This is a genomic window from Nocardioides sp. NBC_00163, assembly GCF_045206295.1.
Classification (GTDB): Bacteria; Actinomycetota; Actinomycetes; order Propionibacteriales; family Nocardioidaceae; genus Nocardioides.
On the sequence record NZ_CP108155.1, the window covers coordinates 5,586,850 to 5,606,281 of the forward strand.

Below are 19,432 nucleotides of genomic sequence, written 5' to 3' on the forward strand. Positions count from 1 at the left end.
CGCTGGCGCTCGCCGGGCTCAACCAGCGGTCGCCTGGCTGACCAGGCGGACCGGGGCGTTGCCTGCGCCGTAGCCGTCGTAGCGCTCGCGGCGCTCGACGAGCTCGAAGAAGACCTCGCCGACGGTCTCGGTGTAGCAGTGCAGGTATTCACCGTCGGCGTCGCGGTCGTAGAGCAGGTCGAGCTCGCGCAGGGTGGCGACGAGGTCGTCGGGCAGGCCGAACCGGGCGACCAGGTCGTCGTAGTAGTTGCCCGGGACCTCGAGCGGGCGCAGGCCGCGCTCCCGGGCGGCCGCGACGACGCCAATGATGTCGTGGCACGCGAGCGCGATGTGCTGAGCATGGCCCTGCTGATCGTTGGGGAGCTGCCCGCTCGGGAGCAGGTTGAGCGGAAGACGTACGCCGCCGGCCGGTGAGCTCATCACCTGGCTGCGTACGAGACCGGCCGGGCCGGCGACCTCCTGGGTCGCCTGCGGCGTCAGCGACAGCACGCTGGTGTAGAAGAGGACCGCCTCGTCGAAGCTGTGCCAGGGCTGGACCAGGTTGACGTGGTCGATCTGGGCGCCGCGCCCGGTGCTCGACACTCCGCCGTCGAACTCGCCGATCCAGTCCTCCGCGTGCGAGAGGAAGACCTCGGTGCCGTCGGGGGAGGTGAAGGCGCGCAGAGCCTGTTCACCGGCGTACGTCCGGCGGTGGACCGCCGGCGCCATCAGCCGGGCGGCGCGCTCGGCGGCCGGGTCCGAGTCGGCGAGATCGAAGCCGACGGCCGCGATGCGCGGCTCAGGGGTGGCGCTGGGTACGTCGTTGCACACGACGCGGGCCGCGCCCCAGGTCCACAGGCGCACCTGCTTGCTGCGGTGGCGGCCGCCGAAGTCGAAGCCGAGCTGCTCGAGCAGCACCTCGACACCGGAGGTGTCCGGTGCCTTGATCTCGACGAAGTCGAAGGCCTCGGGCGCGGCCACCTGGGGCAGCCGGGGGAGCGGACCCGCCTCGCGGTCGGCCTCCTCGCCGAGCAGATCGGCGGTGCGGTCGGCGAGCCAGCGCAGCGAGCGCTGGGCCTGACGGGCGGTGCGGACCGGGTCGGTCTGGCGGAAGGTGTCGTTGAAGACCTCCAGCGACAGCGGGCCGTCGTAGCCGGCGCGCAGGACGTGGCCGAGGAAGGCCGGCAGGTCGAAGCTGCCCTCACCGGGGAAGAGCCGGTGGTGCCGGCTCCAGGAGAGCACGTCCATGCTGAGCGCCGGAGCGTCGGCGAGCTGCAGGAACAAGATCTTCTCGGCCGGGATCTCCTCGATCTGCTTGGGGTCGTGGCCGCGGGAGAGGATGTGGAAGCTGTCCAGGCAGATCCCGACGTTGGGGTGGTCGGCGAGCTCGACGATGCGCCACGAGCGCCGGTAGTCGTCGACGAACCGTCCCCAGGCGAGCGCCTCGTACGCGAGTCGGATGTCGTACGTCGCAGCCAGATCACCCAGGCGCCGCAGCTGTCCGGCGGAGACCTCGTCGTCGTCGACGGTCGCGGTGCCGACGTTGCTGCAGACCAGCATCAGGTCGATGCCGAGCCGGTTCATCAGCTGGAACTTCGCCTCGGCGCGGTGCAGCACGTCCTGGAAGGCGGTCTCGTCGACGCCCTCGGCGTCGCGGAAGGGCTGGTAGAGGTCGAGGGTGAGCCCGAGCCGGTCGGCGAGCGCCCGGATCTCCTCGGGGGACTGAGGTGCGGCGATGAGATCGGGCTCGAAGATCTCGATCGCGTCGAAGCCGGCTTCGGCCGCGGCGTACATCTTCTGGACCAGGCCGCCGCTGAGGCAGACCGTGGCGATCGAGGTGCGCATGGTTCTCCGTTCGTCGCTAATGTACGAAACGGTACATACAATGCTGTGGGTTGGGAAGCCGGCCGTGCTCTAGGCTCGGGGACATGAAGTCGGCAGAGCGGCTACGAGACGCCGAACGCACCCGGGCTGATCTGCTCGAGATCGCGACCGAGATCTTCTCCGAGCAGGGCTACTCCGGTGCGCGGGTCGACGAGATCGCCGAGCGCACCCGCACCACGAAGCGGATGATCTACTACTACTTCGGCGGCAAGGAGGGGCTCTACCTCGCCGTGCTCGAGGCCGCCTACCGGCGCATCCGTGAGACGGAGCAGAGCATCCACGCAGACGACCTGGCGCCGGTCGAGGCGGTGAGGAGGATCGCCGAGCTGACCTTCGACCACCACCATGGCCACCCCGCCTTCATCCGTCTCGTCTCGGTCGAGAACATCCATCACGGCCAGCATCTGGGGAAGGTCGAGTCGCTCCGTGACCTCGGGACCCCGGCGGCCTCCCTCCTCGACGTGGTCCTCGCTCGCGGCCGTGCCTCCGGTGAGCTCCGCGCCGACGTCGACGCCATCGACGTGCACATGCTCATCAGTTCCTACTGCGTCTTCCAGGTCGCCAACAGCGCCACCTTCGGCTACCTCTTCGGTCGCGACATGCTCGCCCCCGACGTACGCGAGCGCCACCGCCGCATCCTCGGCGACATCGTCGTCGGCTGGCTCACTGCTCACTGAACACATGCCCGCGAAAGAGCCCGTCCCCGCGCCGCGGGGACGGGCTCTTTCCGGTGTCGGGTTGACGATCCGGGGCGGGATGTGATCCCCTTCACTTTCGTAACGTACTAGTTCGTACATTAAGGATCGCCTGGATGAAGTCTTCGTTTCTTGTCGGCCTGATCGGCGCGGGCGTCGGACCCTCGCTGAGTCCGGCGCTGCACATGCGCGAAGGGTTCGAGCACGGGTTGTCGTACGTCTACAAGACGCTCGACATCACCGATCTGGGGATCCCGGCCGAGGGCGTGGGCGACCTGTTGAGGGACGCCCGGCGACTCGGCTTCGACGCGCTCAACATCACCCACCCGTGCAAGGAGCTCGTGATCGAGCACCTCGACCGGCTCGACGAGACCGCGGCCCGGCTCGGTGCGGTCAACACCGTGGTCTTCACCGACGAGGGTGCGGTCGGCTACAACACCGACACGACCGGCTTCGGCCACGCGCTGCGTACCGGGATGCCGGATGCCCCGCTCGGCACCGTCGTGCAGCTCGGCGCGGGCGGGGCGGGCTCGGCCGTCGCTCACGCGCTCGTGGGCCAGGGCGTCGACAGGCTGGTCATCGCCGACATGGACCTCGACCGCGCCCAGGCGCGCGTGGAGGAGATCCGGCGTCACCACCCGGAGAGCACCGTCGAGGCGAGCCACGTCGACAAGGTGCCGGCGCTCCTGCCTGACGCCGACGGACTGGTCAACTGCACCCCGGTCGGCATGGCCGACCACCCCGGTACGCCGCTCCAGACGAGCCTCCTCCGCCCCGACCTGTGGGTGGCGGACATCGTCTACCGGCCTCTGGACACCGCGCTGCTGCAGGCGGCGCGTGAGGTCGGTTGCCGGACGCTCCACGGAGGCCACATGGCGGTCTACCAGGCCGTCGACGCCTTCCGGCTGATCACCGGCATCGACCCCGATGCCGAACGGATGCTCGCCCACCTGCGCGAGCTGGCCGCGGCCGGCTGACCCAAACTTCAGACACCCCCCACCCGTCCGCGGTCAGGAACCGCGGGCCTACCCGAGGAGGACCCGATGGCGGGACCTGACACCGAGAACCAAGAAGGCAAGACCCCGGTCCGGGCCGCGCTGGCCAGCTTCATGGGCAGTGCCGTCGAGTACTACGACTTCTTCGTCTTCGGCTCTGCCGCGGCGCTGATCTTTCCGCACGTCTTCTTCCCCAGCGCCGGCGACGCCGCGCTGGTGATGTCGTTCGCGACGTTCGCCTTCGCGTACGTCGCCCGCCCGGTCGGTGCGGTTTTCGTCGGTCACTTCGGTGACCGGATCGGCCGCCGGAAGGTGTTGCTGTTCACCCTCTTGCTGATGGGCGGCAGCACGTTCCTGATCGGCTGTCTGCCGTCGTTCGACCAGGCCGGCTGGATCGCGCCCGCACTGCTGGTCTTCTGCCGGCTGCTCCAGGGGCTCTCGGCCGCTGGTGAGCAGGCCGGTGCCAGCTCGCTGACGCTCGAGCATGCCCCCGATGATCAGCGCTCCTTCTACACGTCCTGGACGCTCACCGGCACCCAGGGCGGCCAGATCCTGGCCGCGCTCGTCTTCATCCCGGTCGTCGCGCTGCCGGACGACATCAAGTACAGCATCGGCTGGCGGATCCCTTTCTGGCTCTCCGCGATCGTGGTCCTGGTGGCGTTCTTCATCCGCAGCCGCCTCAACGAGACTCCGGAGTTCGAGGAGGCCAAGGCCAACAACGAGGTCGCCAAGCTGCCCCTCGCGGTGCTGCTGCGTGACCACTGGGTCGACGTTGTGCGAGTCATCTGCTGCGCCTTCATCGCGGCCGTCTCCACGGTCTTCGGCAACCTGGCCATCGCCTACGGAGTCGCGGTCGGCATGGTCGACTCGATCACGCTGTGGCTGGTCGTCGCGGCCAACGTCGTCGCGCTGTTCACCCAGCCGATGTTCGGCCGGCTCGCGGACAAGATCGGGCGCAAGCCGGTCTTCATCTACGGCGCCGTGGCCAGCGCGGTGATGATGCCGTTCTACCTGCTCTCGATGAGCCAGGGCAGCGAGCTGCTCGTCTTCGCGCTCGCGGTCCTGACCTTCTCGTTCGGCTACGCGGCCGCGAATGCGACCTGGCCGTCCTTCTACGGCGAGATGTTCCCGACCCCGGTGCGCTTCTCCGGTGTCGCGATCGGCACCCAGATCGGCTTCCTGCTTGCCGGGTTCACGCCGTCGATCGTCACCGCTCTGGGTGGCGTGCAGGAGGGCGGCTGGGTCGTCACCGCCGGCTACACCGCGGTCGTCTGCCTCGTCGCGTCGATCGCCGCTCTGACCGCCCGCGAGACCAAGGACGTACGCACCGCCGACCTCGGTGTGCGGCCGGCCCCGACCCCGCAGGGCGCGACGGTCTGACCCGCTGACCCCCGCGTCGCGGGCTGTGGCCACCGGTCACAGCCCGCGGCGGTGGCGGTTGCGGCGGCGTACGACGTCCTTCAGGTCGGCGACCGGGCCCAGGTGCCCCAGCTTCTCGGGGTTGGTGACCGAGCGGATCCGCTGGATCTGGCCGTCGAGGATGTCGAGGGTCCAGGTGCCGAGGATGGCACCGTCGGCATCGCGCAGGATGGCGCCCGGCTCGCCGTTGAGCTCGCGCTGCTCCAGGCGAGCACCGATGGCGAGCAGGGGCGGCACCGCCGCGATCAGGATGCGCGCGGCCTTCTCCGCACCGAACCGGCCGCCGGCGCCACCGGCGACACCACCACCGTCGTTGACGGTCTCCACATCGGCCGCCAGCAGAGCCTGGAGCTGGTCCAGGTCGCCGTCGCGCAGCGCCTCGAAGAACCGGCTGGAGAGCTCGACGCGCTTGCGCCGGTCGGCCTCGAACCGCGGCTTGCCCTCGTCCATGTGTCGCCGCGCCCGGGAGGCGAGCTGACGGCAGGCGGACTCGGAACGGTCGACCGCCGCGGCGATGTCGGCGAAGCCGAAGTGGAAGACCTCGCGCAGCACGAAGACCGCCCGCTCCAGCGGGCTGAGCCGCTCGAGCAGCAGCAGCGCCGCCATCGACACCGAGTCGGCCAGCTCCGTCGCGCGCTCCGGGCTGGCGTAGAGACCCGCATGGTCATCGACGTGGGTGTCGGTCGGCAGCGGCTCGGGGAACCACGGCCCGACGTACGCCTCCCGCCGCACGCGCGCGGAGCGCAGCACGTCCAGGGAGATCCGGGTGACCACGGTCGACAGGTAGGCCTTGAGCGAGTCGGGCTGCGTCGAGGTCCCCTCCAGTCGGAGCCAGGTCTCCTGCACGGCGTCCTCCGCCTCGGTCACGCTGCCGAGGATCCGGTAGGCGATCGAGAACAGCAGCGGTCGCAGCTCCTCGAACTCGATCTCGGTCTCAGGTGTCACGGTCGTCCTCCCTCAGGTCCACATCTTCCACCCTTGGGACGAGACGGCGCCCGGGACTGTGACATGGTGCCCGGGCGCGGCGCCCCGTTGAGCCGTACGTCTGCCGAAAATGTTCGACGCAGGGCAGGGTGCCTATCGCAAGTGCGGCTACTTCGACACCGGCATGCGGGTCGAGATGATCGACGGGGTCAATCACGAGATGGTTCGCGCCTTCGCCAACGAGGCGACGGCCTGACCCATCACCACGCTGCTCTCGCGGCCGGCAGCAACGTGCACGGTCAGTGTGACGTCGCTGGATGGCCGCCGATCCGGCGGTGAGCTCCGGCTATCGGTTCGCGGTCAGGCTCTGTCGGTCAGGAAGGCGTCGAGGGCGGCGAGGTCGTCGGTGTTGATGTGATCGACACCGGCTGCGAGCAGCTCGGTCCAGACCGCCTCGCGTGCGGGGCCGTCTGTGTCCGGCGTCGCCCAGAAGCGCACTCGGTAGCCCTGGGCGTGAGCGTGGTCGACGATCTCGTGGAGCTTACGGCGCTCGGTCTCCGGCATCGGGCCGATGCCCTGCCAGACGAACACCTTGGTCCAGTTGTCGCTGACCAACGGCATGAGCGAGGCCGGGATGCGGGAGTGGAGGTCGCTCATCCGGCCGTCGTAGAAGCCGAACCGCTCGGTCGCGCTCCGCATCGTCTCCAGCGGCCGGTCGCCACTGATGACCGCCCCGACCGGACCGTCCTTGACGGCGCCGTTCTCGTAGCGGGTGAAGAGCTCCTCGTAGTCTCCGAGCTCCTTCTCGATCGCCGCGTAGGTCGCCTCGCCGGTGTTCTTGATGTCGATCAGGAGCTGAAACGTCCCGTCGTAGCCCGGATAGACGTCGCGCCCCTTACCTTTGACGAGCTTCTTGAGCGGGGCGAGGTAGAGACCCTCCAGTGTCCGCCCCGGGTCGAGGTCCTCCGCGTCGTGCGCCACCAGAAGCTCGCCGTCGACCAGCCACACGTCGGCCTCGACGCTCGTGAAGCCGTTCTCCAGGGCGTCGAGCAGCGGACGCTCGTGCTCGTAGTCGTTGTGGGCATGCGCCTGCGCGTGCGGCGTACCGAGCTCGGCGGAGGTCCGCGCGGATTCGGTCGTGCTCGCCGTGGCGGCGGTGGGGGAGAGGAATGCCGCCGCGGCGAGCACCGCGGTCAGCGACCGGACGAAGGGACGCATCGGGATCTCTTTCGGTGGGGGAGGCCCTCAACCTGGCCGGACCGCGTGATCCCGTGGCAACCGCCGTACGTCGCCTGCCTGAACTCCTCCCGAAGGCTCAGCCGAGGCAGACGAAGAGGGCCAGCCCGGCGTACGCGAGGTTGACGATGCCCCTGGTCACGACGCCGCCGGTGGTGTCGCTGAGGCGAGAGGCACGGCGGCCGCCTGCACCTTTCCGGCACGCGAACGGTCCTTGAGCCCGAACGCGGACCCGGGGCGACGTGCCTCCATCGACATGACCCAGACCGTGCTGCGGCAGACCAGCTCCTTGATCTTCGCCGCCGGCACGCCGCGGACGCGGCCGGCGACGGCGGAGTCGTCGCGGCGGGAGAGGTTCGTCAACCCGAGCTCACGGCCGATACTGATGCACTGACCCACGAACCCGATGCTCACCGGCTTCGGGGTCGCGCCGGCGAGCCGGGCGAGCACCGTCTCGCCGGCTAGGGGCCCGAGCTGGTTGGCGGCTTGGCAGCTCATCCGGTACGCCACGCCCGACGGCGCCGCGGCGTCGCCGGTGGCGACGATCCTGTCGTCGTCGACGCTGGTGAGCGTCTCGTCGGTGACCAGGCGGCCGAGCTCGTCGGTGGAGAGCCCGCTCGCGCGTGCCAGGTCGGGCGCGGCGAAACCGGCGGTCCAGATCGTCACCGAGCTGGGCAGCTCTCGGCCGTTGTCGAGACGTACGCGGCCGTCCAGCACCTCCGCCACCCGGGCGCCCTCGACGATGCCGACCCCGAGCCGCCGGAGGTCGCGCTCGGCCACCGCACGGCCCTTCTCGTGCAGCCACGGGCCGAGCCTGTCTCCGCAGATCAGCGCCACGTTCCGGCCGGCCTCGGCGAGCTCGGAGGAGACCTCGATGCCGGTGGGGCCGCCGCCGACGACGACCACCGGGGCGTCGGCCGGCGTCGTCGCCAGCGCGGCCCGCAGCCGGGTCGCCTCCTCGTAGGTCGAGATGCCGAAGGCATGCTCCTTCGCTCCCGCTACCTGCGTCTCGCCGGTGCTGCCGACGGCGTAGACCAGGTAGTCGTACGTCATCACCTGCCCGCTCCCAAGCGCGACGGTCCGCGCGCTCGCGTCGATGGACGCCACGGTGTCGACCACCAGTTCCACGCGCGGGCTGAGCACGTCGGTGTAGGCCACCACGGCCTCCGAGGTCCCGCCTACCAGCTGGTGCAGCCGGATCCGCTCGACGAAGTGGTCGCGCGAGTTGACCAGGGTGATGGCGATGTCGTCGCGCTTGGTGAGCCGATTGGCGGCCATCACACCGGCGTATCCGCCGCCGATGACCACGACCCGGCTCCTGCTGAAGGTTTCTTGGTTGCTCATACCCCAAGGACACCGGTCCCGCGAGGTCTGTGACATCGGGAGGTTGTGAAGCCGAGAGTGAGCCATAGGTCACTCTCAGCTTCACAACCTCCACTCGATCAGGAGACCGTGATGGTGAACCTCGCCCTCGAGCCGTCGGAGGCCGTGATCTTGCCGCGATACGTCCCCGGGGAGTCGTACGCATGAGCGGCCGTCACCGCATAGACCCCGGCAGCGTGGAGCGAATCCCGGGGTTCAGACACGGTGAACCGTGCGGGGACCGGAGCCGACCCGTCCCCGAAGTCGACCGTCGCCGTGAGCGGTGCGGTCAGCGACGAGCCACCGGTGCTGTCCGCGTCGTCGACCTCGTCGACGGTGACCGCGGTCCCGTCCGTCTTGGTCCCGGGGGCGGCGAGCAGTCCGACCGACACCGATCCGGCCGAGCCGACCGACAGCGCAGCATCGGTTCCGGCCAACTCGGTCGACCAGGCGATCTGCGGCCCGTCGTAGAAGTTGGTGCCGGCGGCGGCCAGTCGCGGACCGACCGAGGCGAGCCGCGCCGCGAAGTCCGACGGCGAGCGTAGCGACTCGGCGGTCCAGCCGGTTTCCCCGTGCGCGAGGACGCGTGGGAAGATCATGAACTCGGCCTGGTCCACGCCCCGGATCGTCTCGGACCACAGCGGCGCCTCGGTGCCGAGGATGTGCTCGTCCCCGACGCCCGCGATGACCTCCTGCGGGCTCCAGTCGTAGTAGTGCGCGACGTCGCAGTCGCCCGAGCACGCCCAGGAGAGCCCGATCGGCGTCTTCGGGTGATATTTCATGTCGAGGTAGGACATGTTGCCCGGCGAGACGAGCAGCTTGGCGCCGTCCTCGATGACGGCGCGTTTCGCGTGCTCGGTCGTGCCGGCCCAGTACTGAACACCATCACCCGCGGTGAGCCCGGATTCGGCGTACTCGTTCCAGCCGATCGTCTTCTTACCGAGTCCGTGGACGATCGCGAGCGCCCGCTCGACGAACGCCACGTAGCCGGCGTGGCCATAGCGCTGCGTCATCGCATGCGACTCGTCGCCGCCGACGTGCAGGAACTCGGACGGCGTGAGCGCAGCGAGCTGCGAGAAGACGTGCTCGATGAAGGTGTAGGTCACCTCGGAGGTCGGATCGAGGTAGGAGTAGCCGACGTCGATGGTCCCGTTGTGGGGCGCAACCGGCTCGTCCTCGGTCGCCGGGTGGCTCGACCCTGCGGTGTTGAGCTGAGGGATCGAGGCCAGGGCGGCATTCGTGTGGCCAGGGATGTCGATCTCGGGGATGATCTCGATCTCGCGCTCGGCGGCATACCGCACCAGCGAGCGGTAGTCGTCCTGGGTGTAGAACCCGGTGTGACCGTCGGCGCTCTGATACGGGTTGCCGAGCACCGCGGTCGCGCCCGAGACCCGGGTCAGCGCCGTGTAGTCGATGTCGTCACCGGCCGCCCGACCGGAGTTGGTGATGTCGATCCGCCATCCCTGGTCGTCGGCCAGGTGCATGTGCAGCACCGAGATCTTGGCCGCCGCCGCGGCGTCGATGACCTGCTTGACCTCGTCGACCTCGAGGAACGAGCGGGCAACATCGAGCATGAGTCCGCGATAGCTGAATCGCGGCGCGTCCAGGATCGAGACCGCTGGCACCGTCCACGTCGTGTTGACGCGCGAGGAAGACGCGGCGAACGCCGGCAGAAGCTGCCGAAGCGTCTGGGTGCCGTTGAACAGCCCGTGGCGACTCGCCCCGGTGACCCTGACCCCGTTGGCCGTCGAGGAGATCTTGTACGCCTCCGGGTTGCCCTCGACCTCGCCGAACCCGGCCTTGGGGTCGATGGTCAGGACGACATCGCGACGGGTCGGCCTGCCGGCGACGACCGGGAGGTCGAAGCCGGTCCCCGGGCGCAGTTCGGCGGCCATGAGGACACCGACCTCGTCGGCGTCAGTGCCACGCGCGACGATCCGGGCCTGTTCGGTCAGGACGAAACCGGACCCGCCTCTCGCGCTCACCTGGAGCGGCTTCGGCACCAGGCCTGGCAGTGGTGTCTCCGCCTTGCTCGGGCGCTCGGCCCGGGGTTGAGCTGTGGCGGATGACGTCGTCGAAGTGGCGAGGAGCATCGTGGTGACGCCGACGGCCAACGCCGTTGTCAGAATTTGGATAGAGCCCGAACGAATCATGCGCATGCCTCCATCAGCGGCCAACTCGGTCAACCATCGAGGCTAACGGCGTCGGCGCCGCAGCGTCGCGAAATCAAGCGATCGGGGTTCGATCTCTGTCCAGGACCCGGCGGTGTGACATCGACTGGAGCGATCCGCGTCGCGGGGCGCCGATCAGGCCAGAGCGGCGACGGCGTCCGCTAGATCGTCGACGGACCGGGCACGCTCCGGGAGGCTGCCGTCGGGACCCTGGCTGAGCTGAAACCCCATGAAGGCGGCGTCGATGACGTGGGCTGCCCGTTCGGAGACGGCGGGATCCACTCCGGACTTGTTCAGATGCGCGATGAGACCGGCGATCCACAGTGTGTTGGCTTCCTGGACGGCGGAGACGTACGGCTCCCTGCCGAATAGGCCGAGCGCGGCCGCCTCCACATAGATCCAGCTGCACCGGTCGCCCTCCATCACTGACCAGAGGTCGTGGACGGCGGAACGCAGGTCCTTGGAGGGCTCGAGCGCGGCGACCTCGGCGACCGACCGCTCGTTGGATGTGCGGAGCACGTCGGCGACCAGCTGGTCCTTGGTGCCGAAGTGGTAGAGCAGGACCCGGTTGCTGGTGCCCAGCTCGGCCGCCAGTGGGCGCAGGCTCAGGCCGATCAGGCCGTGCTCGTGGACGTAGTCGGTCGCCAGCTCGGCCCAGGCAGCGCGGCGCTGTGGATCCTTCGCGGGCGCGGTCCCAGCGGTCGTCATGCGGCGACTGTAACAACTGGCTGAGCCATTTGTATCGGCTGCAACAAATTTGTACCACCTGCAACAACTTTGTTCTCCCAGCCCTTGACCTGGCCCTTCAGTCGGCGCAGGATCATTTGTAATTCACCCGCGGTTGCCTGTTGCGCAACCCGACGTCGGAGGTTTGCATGAGCCAGATCTACATCGACGGGCGCTGGTTGCCTGCGCAGTCGGGCGAGCAGCGGGAGATCCGCTGTCCCGCCGACGGCGCGGTCGTCGGAACCGTTGCGGAGGCTGGAGCGGAGGACACCCGGGCCGCGATCGCCGCGGCGCGGAACGCCTTCGACAGTGGCGAGTGGCCGGCGACGCCCGCGCGGGAGCGGGGCGACCTGCTGCTGCGGGTTGCCGACCTGCTCGAGCGGGACACCGCGATCATCGCCCGCGCGGAGTCGCTCGACACCGGGAAGCGGCTGGTCGAGGGGGAGTACGACGTCGCCGACGTGGTCTCCGTCTTCCGCCACTTCGGTCACATCGCCACCGAGGACGCCGGCCGGGTCGTCGACACCGGATCCAGCACGGTGAAGAGCCGGATCGTGCACGAGCCGATCGGGGTCTGTGGGCTGATCACCCCGTGGAACTACCCGCTGCTGCAGGTCGCCTGGAAGGTCGCGCCGTGCCTGGCCGCGGGCAACACGTTCGTGCTCAAGCCCAGCGAGATCACGCCGCACAGTGCCATCCATCTGATGAAGGTGCTCGAGGAGGCCGGCCTGCCGGCTGGTGTCGCCAACCTGGTTCTCGGTGAGGGTCCGACCGCCGGCGCCCCATTGTCCGAGGACCCCCGCGTCGACCTGGTCTCCTTCACCGGTGGCCTGGCCACCGGCAAGCGGCTGATGGCCAACGCCGCGGCGACGGTGAAGAAGGTGGCCCTCGAGCTCGGCGGCAAGAACCCCAACATCGTCTTCGCCGACTCCGACCGCGAGACCGCGCTCGACTTCGCGCTGACCGCCGTCTTCCTGCACTCCGGGCAGGTCTGCTCCGCCGGAGCGCGGCTGATCATCGAGGAGTCGATCAAGGACAGCTTCGTCGACGAGCTCGTCGCCCGGGCCGAGCAGATCCGTCTCGGCGGCCCCTTCGACGAGGAGGCCGAGACCGGCCCGCTGACCAGCAGCGCCCACCGCGACAAGGTGGAGGCGTACGTCGCGAAGGGTCTCGCCGAGGGTGCCACCCTCCGCACCGGTGGCAAGCGCCCCGACGACCCCGCGCTCGCCGACGGCTTCTACTACCTGCCGACGATCCTCGACGACTGCACCACCGACATGTCCGTCACCCAGGACGAGTCCTTCGGGCCGGTTCTGACCGTGGAGACCTTCACCGACGAGGACGACGCCGTCCGCATCGCCAACGACTCCATCTACGGCCTCGCCGGCGCGGTGTGGACCTCCGACGCCGGCCGCGCGGAGCGGGTCGCCGCCAGGCTCCGGATGGGCACGGTCTGGATCAACGACTACCACCCCTACGTGGCCCAGGCCGAGTGGGGCGGCTACAAGCAGTCCGGGATCGGGCGCGAGCTCGGCCAGGCCGGGCTGGAGGAGTACCGCGAGACGAAGCACATCTGGCACAACATCGACCCGAGCCCGCAGCACTGGTTCGCCCCGACCTCCCCCAAAACAAGCACCGCCGAGGAGAAGTGAAGACGATGACCCAGACCTACGACTACGTGATCGTCGGCGGTGGCTCGGCCGGCTCCGCGCTCGCCAACCGGCTCAGCGCCGACCCGTCCACGAGGGTTCTGGTCCTCGAGGCCGGTCACAGCGACTTCAAGATCGACCCGTTCATCCACATGCCGGCAGCGCTGCCGTTCCCGATCGGCTCGAAGTTCTACGACTGGGCCTACGAGACCGACCCCGAGCCGCACCTGGGTGGCCGCAAGGTCTACCACGCCCGCGGCAAGGTGCTCGGCGGCTCGAGCTCGATCAACGGCATGATCTTCCAGCGCGGCAACCCGATGGACTACGAGCGCTGGGCCGCCGACCCCGGCATGGAGACCTGGGACTACCGCCATTGCCTGCCCTACTTCAAGCGCATGGAGAGCCGCTTCCTCGAGGACGGCACCTCCGGCGCCGACCAGTGGCGCGGTGGCTCCGGGCCGCTCCACCTCGAGCGCGGCCCGGCCTCCAACCCGCTCTTCTCGGCGTTCTTCGAGGCCGCCCAGGAGGCCGGCTACCCGCTCACCGACGACGTCAACGGCTACCGCCAGGAGGGGTTCGCCCCCTTCGACCGCAACGTGAAGGACGGCCGCCGCTGGTCGGCCGCGCGCGCCTACCTGCACCCGGTGATGAACCGCCCCAACCTCGACGTCGAGACCTTCGCGTACGCCACCAAGATCCGTTTCGACACCTCCGGTGACGTCCCGCGGGCAACCGGCGTGGACTACGTACGCGGTGTCGGCCGGGCGAGCCGGGAGCACACCGTCAGTGCCGGCGAGGTGATCTGCTGCGGCGGCGCGATCAACACGCCCCAGCTCCTCCAGCTCTCCGGCGTGGGGGAGGAGTCGCTGCTGCGGCAGCACGGGATCGACGTCGTGCACAACCTCCCCGGCGTTGGGGAGAACCTCCAGGACCACCTCGAGGTCTACATCCAGTACGCCTCCAAGCAGCCGGTCTCGATCGCACCCGGTCTGGTGTGGCACCAGCGGCCCAAGATCGCCTGGCAGTGGCTCTTCCAGAAGAAGGGTCTGGGCGCGACCAACCACTTCGAGGGCGGCGGGTTCGCCCGGTCCAACGAGGACGTGGACTGGCCCAACCTGATGTTCCACTTCCTGCCGATCGCGATCCGCTACGACGGGTCGATGGCGCCCGGCCAGGAGAAGGGCCAGCACGGCTACCAGGTGCACATCGGCCCGATGTACGCCGACACTCGCGGCTACGTGCGGATCAAGAGCGCCGACCCGATGCAGAAGCCCTCGATGCTCTTCAACTACCTCTCCACAGCGACGGACCGCAAGGAGTGGGTGGAGGCGGTCCGGGTGGCGCGCAACATCCTCAACCAGCCGGCCTTCGCGCCGTTCAACGCCGGCGAGATGTCGCCGGGGCCGAGCGTGGAGACCGACGAGGAGATCCTCGAGTGGGTCCGCAAGGACGCCGAGACCGCGCTGCACCCCTCCTGCACCGCCGCGATGGGGACCGGCGAGATGGCCGTCACCGACCCCACCTCGATGAAGGTGCACGGCACGGAAGGCCTACGGGTCGTGGACGCGAGCGTCTTCCCGTACGTCACCAACGGCAACATCTACGCGCCCGTGATGATGGTCGCGGAGAAGGCGGCCGACCTGATCGCCGGGAACACTCCGCTGGCGCCCTCTGACGTTCCCTACTACCGCCACCGCGACGACTCGCCGCTGTGGCCCGCGGGGGACCCGCGCAACCAGTCCTGAAATCCAATCGTGACCCGAACCGGCACCGGGTGGACTAGCCTGCCGGGCACCCGAACCGGAGGAGACAGCTCATGCCGGAGACAATCGACCCGTCGCGTACGCCCCTGGGCGAACCCGCCGCGGACCCAGACCAGATGCCGACGACGAAGCCGGAGCTGAACAAGACCGTCTTCTTCGGCTCCGCCGGGGTGGTGGTCGCGTTCACGCTTTTCACGCTGCTCGCGCCGGACACCGCAGGCGATGCGATCGGCCACGTGGTCGGGTGGATCTCGACGTACTTCGGCTGGTGGTACTTCGCCCTCGCCGCCGGGCTGATCGCCTTCGTGCTGTTCATCTGCCTCTCCCGCTACGGACGGATCCGGCTCGGCCCGGAGGAGTCCCGGCCGGAATACTCGATGTTCACCTGGACCGCGATGCTCTTCGCGGCCGGCATCGGCGCCGACCTGATGTTCTACTCCGTCGCCGAGCCGGTCTCGCAGTACCTCACCCCGCCGACAGGCGAGGGCAGCACCATCGCGGCCGCCGAGCAGGCGGTGGGCTGGACGCTGTTCCACTACGGCCTGTCCGGCTGGGCGATGTACGCCGTCATGGGCATGGCGCTGGGCTACTTCTCCTTCCGTCACGGGCTGCCTCTCTCGATCCGCTCCGCGCTCTACCCGATCTTCGGCAAGCGGGTCCACGGGCGCCTCGGTGACGGCATCGACATGGCCGCGGTGCTCGGCACCATCTTCGGCATCGCGACCTCGCTCGGCATCTCGATCGCCTTGCTCAACGCGGGGCTCAACGTCCTCTTCGACATCCCCGAGGGCCGCGGCGCGCAGGTCGGCCTGGTCGTGGTCGCGGTGCTGCTCGGCACCATCTCGGCGGTCTCCGGGGTCGACAAGGGCATCCGCCGGCTCTCCGAGCTCAACGTGCTGCTGTCCCTGGCGCTGATGCTCTACGTGCTCTTCTCCGACAACACCGCGTTCCTGCTCAACTCGCTGGTGATGAACCTCGGCGACTACCTGGTGCACCTGCCCGGGATGAGCTTCGACACGATGCCGTACGACACCGTCGAGAACCCCGACGTCGGGGTCTGGAAGAACCTGTGGACCCTCTTCTTCTGGGCCTGGTGGGTGGCCTGGTCGCCGTTCGTCGGGCTGTTCCTGGCGCGGATCTCGCGTGGGCGCACGATCCGGCAGTTCCTGGTCGGCGTGATGATGATCCCGTTCGGCTTCATCCTGCTGTGGGTCTCGATCTTCGGCAACAGCGCTCTGGGCCGGATCCGCGGTGGGGACGCCGAGTTCGGCGAGCTGACCAACAGCAACTACGCCCAGGGCTTCTATGCCTTCCTGGACGCCTACCCGGCGGCGACCCTGGTGATCGCGGTCGCCACGCTGACCGGCTTCCTCTACTACGTCACCTCCGCCGACTCCGGCGCGCTGGTGATGGGCAACTTCACCTCGCGGCTGCCGCACCCGATGGCCGACTGCTCGATCCCGGTACGGATCTTCTGGTCGTTCGCGATCGGCGCGCTCACCCTCGCCCTGATGTTCGCCGGCGGGGACGCGTGGCTGACAACACTGACCAACGCGACGATCATCATGGGGTTGCCGTTCTCGATAGTGCTGGCGCTGGTCGCGGTCGGCCTCTACCGATCGCTACGGCTGGAGTCGTTCAAGACCGACAGTGTGCGCTACGCCCTCCCGGCCGCGATCTCCTCGGCCCGCCTGGTCGGGGCAGCCGAGGGAGGCGTACGTCCGTCGCTGTCGCAGCGGCTGCGCCGCTCGGTCACCTATCCCACGGCCAGGGACACCGAGCGGTTCATCGGCACGGTCGCGAAGCCGGTCCTCGAGGAGGTCGCCGCCGAGCTCTCCTCGCACGGGCTGTCCTCGGTCGTGACCGAGACCAAGGCCGTACGCGGCATCGCCGGTGTCCAGCTCCACACCGATCTCGAGGACGCGCCGGCGTTCGTCTACAAGCTCACCCCGCTGCCGTGCCCGGCGCCGACCTTCGCGGTCGGCCGGGTCACCGGCGAGGTCTACTTCCGCACCGAGGTCCACCTCGCCGAGGGCACCCAGGGCTACGACGTCAACGGCTACTCACACGAGCAGCTGATGGGTGACGTCCTCGACCAGTACGAGCGCCACCTCTCCTACCTCCACCTCGTCCAGCAGGAACAGCTACACGCCGAGGTGCCCGAGGTGCCGACGGAGGACGTCAGCGGAGCAGATCGGTGAGGTCGATCTTGACCGGGAACGGCACCGGGACGTCGAGTCGGTCGCGGAAGATCCCGATCGGGACGTAGGCGTTGGTGAGGTCGTCGCGCTCGTAGACATGGATCGCGGGCGCGCCGTCCTCGTTCTCGATCCGCCAGTAGTGGGAGATGCCCGACTCGGCGTACTTCTGCGGTTTCACCGACCGGTCGCGGTGCTCGGACTCCGGCGAGACCACCTCGATCACCAGGACCACGGAATCAGCATCGTAGAACGACGCCTGGTCGGAGATCCGTGCCGTGCTCACCAGCACGTCCGGCTCCGGCCGGTTGCGCCGGTCCAGCACCACCGTCAGCTCCCGATCCACCTCGAACCCGTCCGGCGCCTGCGCCGTCAGCGAGTTGGTCAGGGCCGTGACGAGCCGACTGTGCCAGCGGCGCTGCGGTGACATATTGAAGACCAGGGCTCCGTCGATGAGTTCGGTATGACGCGGCGCCTCGACGAGCATGTCGAGGTCTTCGGAGTACCAACCCTCCTCACGGGGAGGGTGCATCCACTCGGGCAACGCGGTCATGTTTCGAGGATACCGCCTGTTGGTGGGGTCGGTGGTGGGGCTTTGTCGAGTCTTGGTTTGGTCTCGGTTCGCCGCGCGGAAGTCGCCGTGGCTTCGTTTCAGGGTTCGCCGCCGACCCTTGGTTCGATTGTTTCTCGATCACGCACCGCGTCAAGGACGGCCTTCGGCCGCCGGCTTCGCCGGTCGCCTCCGGCGATCCTTGACCCGGCGCGCGATCGAGAAAGATTTGGCCTGTATCGGGTCGGCGGCGAGGGTGTGGCGCAGCGGTTTCAGTTGGGTGCGTGCTTGGGGCTGTGGCTGGTCGTGCGCGGGCGGCTCGGTGCTGGCAGGGTGAGGAGTTCCCCACTGATTCGAAGAGATCCCCACGGGCGCGCAGGTTCCCCACCCTCCGGAGCGTGGGGAACCTTCACCGGGGTGGGGAAGTGTCCCCGCCAGGAGGGAACCGCGAGTGTGGAGACGAGGGCGTCGCAGCGCAGCAGGTTAGGGGCGGCGGCTGAACCGGATCGTGCCGTCGGGTAGTCGCTCATGGACGTAGGCCGGGTTGTGCGCCAAGCGGTGATGATGTGGACACAACAATGCCCCGTCCTTGAGATCTGTTTTCCCGCCGGCGGCCCAGGGTTCTAGGTGGTGGGCGTCGCACCACTCCGGTGGCATGTCGCAGCCCTCGGCTTGGCAGCACTTGGCCTGCAGCCGGAGTGCTTTGCGTTGGATCGGTTGGAAGAACCTGCTGCCGCGGCCGGCGTCGAGGACTTCGCTGTCGCCGCCGAGGACCCAGGGGATGATGGTGGCGTTGCAGGCCATCCTCCGTGCCTCGGCCGCGGTGATGGTGGTGCCGTTGGTCTCGTCGTAGCCCAGGGTGGCGATGCCGAGGTCCTTGCGGAGTTCCTCGAGGGAGATGACCACGTTGATGGTGGTGGCATCGCCACCGTGGCGGGGCAGCGCGGCCGGGTCGACGGTCTCGAGCAACCGTGAGAACCCCTGGCCCATCAACCGCTCCCACGGCGGAAGCGGGGCACCCTTGCCGACCAGTTGCTGTTTGCGGGGTTGGGCGTAGGCCTCGACCAGCCGTTTGAACCTCATCCCGATCGAGGTCGGGAGAACACCGTCGAACCCGATGGTGCCGTCGTGGTTGTCCCAGACCCGTAGAGCGGTCTTCTGCTGGGCGCGTTCTTCTTCGGCGAGGAGTGCTTTGGCTTCGGCGTCTTCGAACCGGACCGGGTCGACCTCGCGCAGGATCCGTTTCGCGACGATGCGGAGTTCGTTGGCGGTCAGGTGGGTGGCGTAGTCGACAAGCAGCTTCTCAGCCAACGCCAGATCCTCAACACTCGCGACCGGGTTGGTCTCGATCTTGTCGAGCGCCTTGGTGATCACCCTGGCCTTGTCCTGGGACACGACACCCTCGGCGAGGCCGGCGGCAACGAGGTCGTACTTCGCCATCCCTGCTGCGAGCTTGATCTGGGAGCGCGCGACGGCCTTGTCGACGAGGAGCTCGGCGCGCATCCAGGCGGAGGCGTCCTTCGCGCCAGTCTCTTCGGCGATGTCGCCGGCAGACGCGAGCACCCTCAGCTTCAGCGCGGCTTGTTGGGCCTGGAGCTTCTCCAACCGCTCGAGGAGGTCCTTCTTCTGCTCGGTGCGCCAATAGGTGGGGTCGGTGGCGAGCAGGTCTTGGAGGGCGGTCTCGATGGCCTTCAAGGCAGCGTCGATCGCATCGCCGGGGTTGGTGCCCCAGTGGTCGATCGAGCGGCCGAGACTCATCGCGAACCTCCCCTTCAGAGGTGTGCTGTGGTGGGTCTGATTCTACGCCTCCAGGCCTTATCTGACCATCTATTTTCCCAGGTCAACCACTGTTTTCGCGGTGAGTGAACGACCTAGCATCTG

15 protein-coding genes are annotated in these 19,432 nt (G+C 68.7%); 7 read left to right on the plus strand and 8 right to left on the minus strand.

Going from position 1 to position 19,432, the window contains the following annotated elements; translation table 11 throughout:
- Nucleotides 1–18: 18 nt before the first annotated feature.
- Nucleotides 19–1,824 (minus strand): bifunctional sugar phosphate isomerase/epimerase/4-hydroxyphenylpyruvate dioxygenase family protein, encoded by a 1,806-nt coding sequence (locus OG801_RS26735; protein WP_406032062.1) that lies wholly within the window; start codon nt 1,822–1,824, stop codon nt 19–21.
- 83 nt (nt 1,825–1,907) lie between these two features.
- On the opposite strand from OG801_RS26735, the gene OG801_RS26740 reads away from it, so the two are divergent.
- The 3 genes from OG801_RS26740 (at nt 1,908) to OG801_RS26750 (ending at nt 4,933) form a co-directional block, all read left to right on the plus strand.
- Entirely contained in the window at nt 1,908–2,540 is a 633-nt protein-coding gene (locus tag OG801_RS26740; RefSeq protein ID WP_355016966.1) for a TetR/AcrR family transcriptional regulator, read from the plus strand.
- 134 nt (nt 2,541–2,674) lie between these two features.
- The gene (locus tag OG801_RS26745) at nt 2,675–3,535 is read left to right on the plus strand and encodes a shikimate dehydrogenase (RefSeq protein ID WP_406032063.1); all 861 of its coding nucleotides are present in this window, start codon (nt 2,675–2,677) and stop codon (nt 3,533–3,535) included.
- Nucleotides 3,536–3,601: 66 nt separating this feature from the next.
- The gene (locus tag OG801_RS26750) at nt 3,602–4,933 is read left to right on the plus strand and encodes an MFS transporter (protein ID WP_406032064.1); all 1,332 of its coding nucleotides are present in this window, start codon (nt 3,602–3,604) and stop codon (nt 4,931–4,933) included.
- A gap of 36 nt (nt 4,934–4,969) precedes the next feature.
- On the opposite strand, the gene OG801_RS26755 is transcribed toward OG801_RS26750, so the two are convergent.
- On the minus strand, nt 4,970–5,917 hold the full coding sequence (locus tag OG801_RS26755; protein WP_406032065.1) for an RNA polymerase sigma-70 factor: 948 nt from the start codon (nt 5,915–5,917) through the stop codon (nt 4,970–4,972).
- Between the two features lie 109 nt (nt 5,918–6,026).
- Here OG801_RS26755 and OG801_RS26760 point away from each other — a divergent pair, with 109 nt between their 5' ends.
- A complete protein-coding gene (locus tag OG801_RS26760) occupies nt 6,027–6,152 on the plus strand; it encodes a hypothetical protein (RefSeq protein ID WP_406032066.1) in 126 nt (41 codons plus the stop codon).
- A 104-nt stretch (nt 6,153–6,256) separates the two neighbouring features.
- Here OG801_RS26760 and OG801_RS26765 read toward each other — a convergent pair whose 3' ends face one another.
- The 4 genes from OG801_RS26765 to OG801_RS26780 all read right to left on the minus strand — a co-directional run bounded on the left by OG801_RS26765 (nt 6,257) and on the right by OG801_RS26780 (nt 11,373).
- Nucleotides 6,257–7,114 carry a phosphatidylinositol-specific phospholipase C/glycerophosphodiester phosphodiesterase family protein gene (locus OG801_RS26765; RefSeq protein ID WP_406032067.1) on the minus strand — a complete coding sequence of 286 codons (858 nt, stop codon included), beginning with the start codon at nt 7,112–7,114 and terminating at the stop codon, nt 6,257–6,259.
- 156 nt (nt 7,115–7,270) lie between these two features.
- The gene (locus OG801_RS26770; RefSeq protein WP_406032068.1) at nt 7,271–8,476 is read right to left on the minus strand and encodes an NAD(P)/FAD-dependent oxidoreductase; all 1,206 of its coding nucleotides are present in this window, start codon (nt 8,474–8,476) and stop codon (nt 7,271–7,273) included.
- A gap of 98 nt (nt 8,477–8,574) precedes the next feature.
- Nucleotides 8,575–10,479, minus strand: a complete 1,905-nt coding sequence (locus OG801_RS26775) for a family 20 glycosylhydrolase (protein WP_406032069.1) — start codon at nt 10,477–10,479, stop codon at nt 8,575–8,577.
- A 321-nt stretch (nt 10,480–10,800) separates the two neighbouring features.
- Nucleotides 10,801–11,373, minus strand: coding sequence for a TetR/AcrR family transcriptional regulator (locus OG801_RS26780; RefSeq protein ID WP_406032070.1), 573 nt, complete (start codon nt 11,371–11,373; stop codon nt 10,801–10,803).
- A 167-nt stretch (nt 11,374–11,540) separates the two neighbouring features.
- On the opposite strand from OG801_RS26780, the gene OG801_RS26785 reads away from it, so the two are divergent.
- From OG801_RS26785 to betT, 3 genes are all read left to right on the plus strand, one after another.
- Nucleotides 11,541–13,043, plus strand: a complete 1,503-nt coding sequence (locus OG801_RS26785) for an aldehyde dehydrogenase family protein (RefSeq protein WP_406032071.1) — start codon at nt 11,541–11,543, stop codon at nt 13,041–13,043.
- Nucleotides 13,044–13,048: 5 nt separating this feature from the next.
- Nucleotides 13,049–14,785 carry a choline dehydrogenase gene (gene betA / locus OG801_RS26790; protein WP_406032072.1) on the plus strand — a complete coding sequence of 579 codons (1,737 nt, stop codon included), beginning with the start codon at nt 13,049–13,051 and terminating at the stop codon, nt 14,783–14,785.
- Between the two features lie 71 nt (nt 14,786–14,856).
- Entirely contained in the window at nt 14,857–17,004 is a 2,148-nt protein-coding gene (gene betT / locus OG801_RS26795) for a choline BCCT transporter BetT (RefSeq protein WP_406032073.1), read from the plus strand.
- Here the strand turns inward: betT and OG801_RS26800 are convergent.
- Nucleotides 16,985–17,554 carry a Uma2 family endonuclease gene (locus OG801_RS26800; RefSeq protein WP_355016978.1) on the minus strand — a complete coding sequence of 190 codons (570 nt, stop codon included), beginning with the start codon at nt 17,552–17,554 and terminating at the stop codon, nt 16,985–16,987. The genes betT and OG801_RS26800 overlap by 20 nt on opposite strands.
- A 480-nt stretch (nt 17,555–18,034) precedes the next feature.
- On the minus strand, nt 18,035–19,309 hold the full coding sequence (locus OG801_RS26805) for a DUF222 domain-containing protein (RefSeq protein ID WP_406032074.1): 1,275 nt from the start codon (nt 19,307–19,309) through the stop codon (nt 18,035–18,037).
- Nucleotides 19,310–19,432 lie beyond the last annotated feature (123 nt).

Bases quoted from the DNA above. Each gene is read 5' to 3' on its own strand.
- OG801_RS26735 (WP_406032062.1), bottom strand. From the start codon at position 1,824: ATGCGCACCTCGATCGCCACGGTCTGCCTCAGCGGCGGCCTGGTCCAG.
- OG801_RS26740 (WP_355016966.1), top strand. From the start codon at position 1,908: ATGAAGTCGGCAGAGCGGCTACGAGACGCCGAACGCACCCGGGCTGAT.
- OG801_RS26745 (WP_406032063.1), top strand. From the start codon at position 2,675: ATGAAGTCTTCGTTTCTTGTCGGCCTGATCGGCGCGGGCGTCGGACCC.
- OG801_RS26750 (WP_406032064.1), top strand. From the start codon at position 3,602: ATGGCGGGACCTGACACCGAGAACCAAGAAGGCAAGACCCCGGTCCGG.
- OG801_RS26760 (WP_406032066.1), top strand. From the start codon at position 6,027: ATGTTCGACGCAGGGCAGGGTGCCTATCGCAAGTGCGGCTACTTCGAC.
- OG801_RS26765 (WP_406032067.1), bottom strand. From the start codon at position 7,114: ATGCGTCCCTTCGTCCGGTCGCTGACCGCGGTGCTCGCCGCGGCGGCA.
- OG801_RS26770 (WP_406032068.1), bottom strand. From the start codon at position 8,476: ATGAGCAACCAAGAAACCTTCAGCAGGAGCCGGGTCGTGGTCATCGGC.
- OG801_RS26780 (WP_406032070.1), bottom strand. From the start codon at position 11,373: ATGACGACCGCTGGGACCGCGCCCGCGAAGGATCCACAGCGCCGCGCT.
- OG801_RS26785 (WP_406032071.1), top strand. From the start codon at position 11,541: ATGAGCCAGATCTACATCGACGGGCGCTGGTTGCCTGCGCAGTCGGGC.
- betA (WP_406032072.1), top strand. From the start codon at position 13,049: ATGACCCAGACCTACGACTACGTGATCGTCGGCGGTGGCTCGGCCGGC.
- betT (WP_406032073.1), top strand. From the start codon at position 14,857: ATGCCGGAGACAATCGACCCGTCGCGTACGCCCCTGGGCGAACCCGCC.
- OG801_RS26800 (WP_355016978.1), bottom strand. From the start codon at position 17,554: ATGACCGCGTTGCCCGAGTGGATGCACCCTCCCCGTGAGGAGGGTTGG.
- OG801_RS26805 (WP_406032074.1), bottom strand. From the start codon at position 19,309: ATGAGTCTCGGCCGCTCGATCGACCACTGGGGCACCAACCCCGGCGAT.